4 protein-coding genes are annotated in these 6,409 nt (G+C 75.0%); 3 read left to right on the top strand and 1 reads right to left on the bottom strand.

What is annotated here, in order from left to right; translation table 11 throughout:
• From AOK11_RS34970 to AOK11_RS34960, 3 genes are all read left to right on the top strand, one after another.
• Window positions 1-1,832: thioesterase domain-containing protein (locus AOK11_RS34970; RefSeq protein WP_240497609.1), on the top strand; the 1,832-nt coding region annotated here is incomplete at its 5' end.
• A complete protein-coding gene (locus AOK11_RS34965) occupies window positions 1,829-3,064 on the top strand; it encodes a cytochrome P450 (protein WP_055597677.1) in 1,236 nt (411 codons plus the stop codon). The genes AOK11_RS34970 and AOK11_RS34965, both read left to right, overlap by 4 nt.
• Window positions 3,065-3,092: 28 nt before the next feature.
• The gene (locus AOK11_RS34960) at window positions 3,093-4,343 is read left to right on the top strand and encodes an MFS transporter (protein WP_055597676.1); all 1,251 of its coding nucleotides are present in this window, start codon (window positions 3,093-3,095) and stop codon (window positions 4,341-4,343) included.
• A gap of 10 nt (window positions 4,344-4,353) precedes the next feature.
• Here the strand turns inward: AOK11_RS34960 and AOK11_RS34955 are convergent, their stop codons facing one another.
• Window positions 4,354-6,321, bottom strand: a complete 1,968-nt coding sequence (locus tag AOK11_RS34955; RefSeq protein WP_240497608.1) for a LuxR family transcriptional regulator — start codon at window positions 6,319-6,321, stop codon at window positions 4,354-4,356.
• Window positions 6,322-6,409 lie beyond the last annotated feature (88 nt).

The raw sequence follows: 6,409 nt of genomic DNA, 5'->3' as shown, positions 1-6,409 counted from the left end.
CCTGCCCGGCCGGACTCGCCGACCGGTGGGCGCGCGGCCGGCGCTTCCAGAACGTCTACGGCCTCACCGAGACCACCGTCTGGTCCCTCGCCGCCGACCTCGACCCCGGTCAGGGCCGCCCGCCCATCGGCACCCCGATGCGCAACACCCGCGTCCACGTCCTGGACGAGGACCTGCAGCCGGTCCCGGTCGGCGTACCCGGCGAGATCCACCTCGGCGGCGACGCCGTCGGCCGTGGCTACCTGGGCAGACCCGCCCTCACCGCCGCCACCTATGTCCCCGACCCGTACGGCGCCCCCGGCGACCGCCTGTGCCGCACCGGCGACCTCGGCACGCACCGGCCGGACGGCTCCGTGGAGTGGCTGGGCCGCCGCGACTCCCAGGTGAAACTGCGCGGCTTCCGCATCGAACCGGGCGAGATCGAACACGCCCTCAGGCAGCTGCCCGAGGTCCGCCAGGCGGTGGTCCTGCACCGCACCGACCTGCCCGGCGAACCCGCCCTCGTCGCCTACCTCGTCGTCTCCACGGAGAGCCGGCCCGCCCCGGAGGAACTGCGCGACGCCCTGCGGGCCTCACTGCCCGCGTACATGGTGCCCGCCCGGTTCGTCGTCCTCGACGAGATGCCCGTCAACCGCAGCGGCAAGACCGACAAGCGGGCCCTGCCCCTGCCGACGGCCGAACCCGACCGCGCGGACGCCGAGTACGTCGCCCCCTCCAGTGCCGCCGAGAAGATCCTGGCCGAGATCTGGCGCGAGGTCCTCGGCCTGTCCCGGATCGGCGTCCACGACGACTTCTTCCGCGTCGGCGGCAGCTCCCTGTCCACCGTCCGCGTCTCCCTCATGGCCGCCGCGCGCGGCCTGCCGGTCTCCGTCGGCGACCTGATCGAGCACCCCACCCTCGCCCGGCTGGCCGAGCACGCCGTCCGGGCGGCGGGCGAGGGCCTGCCCGCCGCCGTCACCTCCGAGGTACGGCTCCGCGAAGGCGCGGGGGAGCCCCTGTGGTGCGTGCACCCCACCGGCGGCAGCGCCGCCTGGTTCGTCCCCCTCTCCCGCGCCCTGCCGCCGGGCCGCCCGGTGCACGCCTTCCAGGCGCGCGGCCTGCTCGGCGGCATCGACCCGAGCACCGTGACGGGCATCGCCGCCAACTACGTCGCCGAGATCACCGAGCGCGGCGGCACCGGGCCGCATGCCCTGCTCGGCTGGTCCATGGGCGCCAACATCGCCCTGGAGATGGCCACCCAGCTGCACGGGGCCGGACACGCCGTCGCACCGCTGGTCCTGATCGAGCCGTATCTGCCCAACACCGCCGCCCGCACCCGCCTCGACGGGGTCACCCGGGACCTGCGCGAAGCGCTGCGCCTGCGGGACCGGCTGCGTGAACTGCCGCCCTCGCCGCAGCGCGACCGGGCCACCGCCGAGCTCACCGCCACCCTGCTGGGAGCGGGCATGAGCCCGGCCGAGGCGGCCCTCGTCGAAGGCGCCCCGATCGAGGTGTGGCACTCGCTGCTCGCCGCCCTGGCCGCCTACGACGTCCGTCCCCACCCCGGACACGTGCACCTCGTGGTGGGCAGCGAGGCCGCCGGACTGCCGCGCGGCCGCACCATGCCCGGCCTGGACGTCGACTACGACACCTACGTCGCCCGCTGGCGCGAGGTGGCCGGCGGCGGGCTCACGCTGCACATCAGCGACGGCGACCACATGTCGATGATGGCCGAGCCCCGGGTGCACGGCATCGCCGCCCTGCTCGCCGGCATCGAGCCCACCGGCACCACCGCGGCCGCCGGCACCACCACGAGCACCACCCCCGGCACCGGGACGGGAGAGACCCGATGACCACCCATGCCCCCGCACCCGTCCTCGCCGAGCGCTACCTGCTCTCCCCGGACATGATCGCCGACCCCTACGGCCACCTCGACGCCCTGCGGGAGCAGGCCCCCGTCCACTGGAGCCCCCTGCACCACGCCTGGCTCGTCACCGGCTACGAGCAGGTGATGAGCTGCCTGCGCGACCCCGCGGTCTCCGCCGACCGGGTACGGCCGCTGATGGACGCCGTCCCGCAGGGCGCCCGCGAGGACGCCGAGCGGGCCTTCGGCATCCTCTCGCGCTGGATGGTCTTCAACGACCCGCCCCAGCACCGCAGGCTGCGCCGCGTCTTCCAGGAGGCGTTCGCCGCCCGCGCGGTGGCCCGCTACCGCACCTTCACCGAGAAGGCGACCCGCGCCGTCCTCGCCCGCAAGGCCGTGCCCGGCAGCACCGGCGACCTCATGGCCGGCGTCGCCAAGCCGCTGCCCGCCCTGGTGTTCGCCCGCTGGCTCGGCATCCCGCCCACCGACGGGCCCTCCTTCTGGTACTGGAACACCCGCGTCGCCGACCTCGTCCTCGGCACCGCCCAGGAGGAGAGCGAGTACCGGGCCTCCCTCCAGGCGCTGGTGAGCCTGGAGGACTACCTCGGCGCCCTCGTCGCCCGGCGCCGCGCCGAACCGGGCGACGACCTGATCAGCCAGGTGCTGCGGGAGGGCCGGGTCGGCGACTCGGTCGGCGAGGAGGAGTTCGTCGGCATGCTCACCCAGATGGCGTTCGCCGGCGGGGAGACCACCAGCAACCTCATCGCCAACACCGTCCTGGCCCTGCTCACCCGCCCCGACCAGCTGGCCGCCGTCCGGGCGGAGCCCGAACTGGCCCAGGGGGCGGTGGAGGAGACCCTGCGGCTGGACGGCCCGTCGAAGATGTCCATCCGCACCGCCGCCCGCGACGTCGATCTCGACAGCCGCACCCTGCGGGCCGGGGACCGGATCTTCCTCGTGACCGCCGCGGCCAACCGCGACCCGGCCCGCTTCCCCGACCCCGGCCGGTTCGACGTCCGCCGCTCGGGCGCCACCCACCTCGGCTTCGGCTTCGGCGCCCACTTCTGCATCGGCGCCGCCCTGGCCCGGCTGGTGGCCGTGGCCGTCGTACGGACGCTCGTGTGCGACCACCCCGGTCTGACCCTCGCCGACCCCGGTGGCCTGGCCTGGCAGCCCTCCCTGCTCAACCGCGGCCTCACCGCCCTGCCCGTGCACTACTGACCGGACCCGGTCCGACGAAAGGCACACCATGGCCACCACCCTCACCGGCGCCGGTCCGCGGCTGTGGGCACCCGCCCGGCACCGGTCCTTCCGCCTCCTGTGGACGGGACAGTCACTGTCCCTGCTCGGCGACGGCTTCAGCGTCGTCGCGTTCTCCTGGATCACCCTCGGGCTGACCGGCTCCACCCTCACCCTCGGCTACGTCCTGGCCTTCCAGGCCGTCCCCCGAGCCCTGTTCACCCTGGTGGGCGGCAGCCTCAGCGACTCCTGGTCCCCACGCGTCCTGATGGTCGTGTCCAGCTGGGCACGGGCGGTGCTGATGGCGGCCGTCGGACTCGCCGGACTGAGCGGTCACCTGACGGTGTGGATGCTGTGCGCCGCGGCCGCCGCCTTCGGCACCGTCGACGCCTTCTTCCAGCCCGCCCGTGTCTCCATCCTGCCCTCGGTCGTGGACGACGAACTGCTCACCCCGGCCAACGCGCTGATGGGGGTCGGCGCGCGGACCGCCGCCGTCGTCGGCCCGGCCGTCGGCGGCCTGGTCATCGCCCTGACCCGGGCGCCGGTCGCCTTCCTCGTCGACGCGGTCTGCTTCGCCCTGTGCGGCCTGTGCGTGGCGCGCGTCCGCACCCGTCCCGCGGCGGCCCGCGAAACCTCCGCCGGCACGGTGAAGGAGCAGGCGTCCCTCGGCGCCCGTATCCGCGAGGGCGTCACCTACACCGCGCGCGACCCGCGGCTGCGGACCGTCGTCGCCCTCGACACCGCCGTCAACTTCTGCTACGCCGGGCCCTTCACGGTCGGCTTCGCCACCCTCGCCGACCAGGTGCTGCGCGGCGGCTCGGCCACGCTCGGCGTGCTCAACGGCTCACTCGCCGGGGGAGCGGTGCTCGGCACACTCGTCGGAGGCGCCGTCGGCGGGCGGCCCAGGGTCGGCCTGCTGGTGGCCGCGCTGGCGGGCTGGCTGGGCGCGGGAATGGCCGTCCTGGGCCTGGTGCACAGCACTCCGGTCGTCGTGGCGACCGTCCTCGCCATGGGCTTCGCCATCGGCTTCCAGGGGGTGTTCGGACTGAGCTGGATCCAGCGCAACATCCCCCAGGACGTGCTCAGCCGCGTCGTCTCCGTCGACATGGTCCTCGGCTACGCCGTGGCCCCGCTGTCGCTGATCCTGTGCGGGGCACTGGCCGGGAGGGACACGTTCGCCCTGTTCGGGGTGGTGGCCCTGGTGCTCGCCGCGACAGGGCTGGCGGTGCTGGGGTCCAGGGCGGTGCGCGAGATGCGGTAGCCGGCGCGCCCTACCCCCGGAAGGCGGCCGACCGCGCGCACAGGTCCGCGCGGTTGGCCGACCCCGTCTTGGTGATGAGGCTCGCGATGTGCTTCTCCGCCGTGCGGGGCGAGATGAACAGGCGGTCGGCGATGTCCTTGTTGCTGAGCCGCTCCGCGAGCAGCCGGAACACGTCGAACTCCCGGACGGTCACGCCCTGCGCGCGCAGCTTCTCGGGGATCTGGCCGGTGCCGGAGCGATGCTGGTGCACCGGGGCGCCGAGCCTGCGCAGCCCCGCCCGGCAGGCGCCGGTGACGGCCGCCACGTCCCGTTCGTGGAAGTAGTGTTCGGCCCGGCGCAGCCAGCCCACCGGATCGCCCCAGCCGTCCCGGTGCCCCGCGTCCGCGATCAGCCGCAGTCCCAGATGCCGGGCGAGCGGATAGGGCTGCGCCACCGTCAGCGCCGACTCCACCGCCGCCGCCGCGCGCGGCCCCGCTCCCTCCCGGCCCAGCAGCACGGCGTCGGCGAGCAGCACGAACTGGCGGTTCCACCGCATCCGGGCCATCGCGGTGGCGGTGATCTCCTCGTGCCGTGCCCGCCCCGCGTCACCGGAGAGCACGTCCAGCAGCAGGACCAGGCCGTGGGTGCCGCCGAGGTGGTAGGTGGAGGGGTTGCCCGCCTCCAGCGCCTGCACCGACCGCAGCTCCGCGCGCGCCAGGTCACGGTCCTCCTCCAGCAGCGCGCAGAAAGCGCGGGCCAGGCCGAGACTCAGCGGCTCCTCCTGCGAACCGGCGCCGTCCCACTCGGCGAACGCCGCCAGAGCGGTCTCCATCGCCGCCCGGTCCGCGCGGTGCGCCTCCAGGGCGGCCCGCGCCATCAGGACGTACCGCACGGCGGGCGCCAGGCGCAGCCGCCGCACCACGGCCAGGCAGTCGTCCGCCGCCGACCGCGCGCTCTCGTGGTCGCCGCGCAGCACCGCGTCCAGGATGAGGATGCCGTCCACCGTGTGCATGATGTTCACCGAGCCGAGCCGCAGCGCCTCCTCGCGGGCCGCCAGCAGGCCGGAGGTGTCGCCCTCGGCGAGCCAGGTGTTGCCGCCCATACGGGTGGCCGCGTACATGCGCTGCAGGGGCAGCCGGTGCCGCTCCGCCGTCACCAGGGCCTGCTGGAGCATCGCCGCGGACTCCTCCGGGTCCCGCTCGCGGGCGACGGTGGCGAGAAGCTCCCGGGCCTGGCAGGCGACCACGGGCAGGCCGTGGCGCTCGGCGGTGTCGGCCGCCGAGCGGGCCAGCTTCTCCGCGTGCTGGGTGCGGTCCGAACCCGGCGTGTCGAGGGCGAGGTAGGCGGCCGTGACGTCGACGGCCGCTTCCGTCGCCTCGTCCGGGGCGGTCGCCAGGACCTCGCGTGCCCGGTCGACCTGCCGGTTGCCGTCGCTCCACCGCCCCGCCGTGTGGGCCACCTTGGCCAGCCGGGTGTGCAGCGTGGCCAGCCGTACGGCGCTCAGCCCGGCGCCGCCCAGCGCGTGCAGGTCCTCGGCCAGGTCGAAGGCGCGGGCGAAGTCGCCGGCCTCCGCGAGCGCGGGCAGCAGGTTCTCCAGCACCGAGGCCCGCGCCTGCGGATCGTCGGCGCCGGCCAGCAGGCCCTCGGCCCGGCTGAGCAGCGTCACGGCGGAGCCCAGGGCACCCGCGGCCAGGGCCCGCCCGCCGGCGTCCGCGTACAGCAGCCCCGCCTCCACACGGTCCCCGGCCTCGCAGCGCAGCCCGGCCGCCAGCGCGCACCAATCGCCTTCGAGACCCGGATGGAGCTCCTCGACGGCCCGCGCTCCCCGCCGTGCCAGGTCCGCCCGCTGACCCGGCGTCATCTGCGTGAACAGGGCCTCGACGGTGGGGGAGTGGCGGAAGGAGTACCAGTCGGGGGCGGGCTCGTCGGGGATGACCAGGCGGGCGGCGACGCCCGCGTGCAGATGCCTTAGCAGCGCCCGGTCCTCGACACCGGTCATGCTCTGTAGCACGGTTATATGTAAGCGGCGTCCCAGGACGGCGTCGTCCTACAACAGTTTCAGTCCCTGTGTGCCCAGCCGTTCGATG

Origin of the sequence: Streptomyces hirsutus (assembly GCF_001418415.1) — a bacterium.
GTDB lineage: Bacteria > Actinomycetota > Actinomycetes > Streptomycetales > Streptomycetaceae > Streptomyces > Streptomyces hirsutus.
This window is presented reverse-complemented; position numbering and strand designations above follow the sequence as displayed.

Excerpts from the sequence above, each read along its gene's own strand:
- AOK11_RS34965 (WP_055597677.1), top strand. The coding sequence starts at position 1,829 with ATGACCACCCATGCCCCCGCACCCGTCCTCGCCGAGCGCTACCTGCTC.
- AOK11_RS34960 (WP_055597676.1), top strand. The coding sequence starts at position 3,093 with ATGGCCACCACCCTCACCGGCGCCGGTCCGCGGCTGTGGGCACCCGCC.
- AOK11_RS34955 (WP_240497608.1), bottom strand. The coding sequence starts at position 6,321 with ATGACCGGTGTCGAGGACCGGGCGCTGCTAAGGCATCTGCACGCGGGC.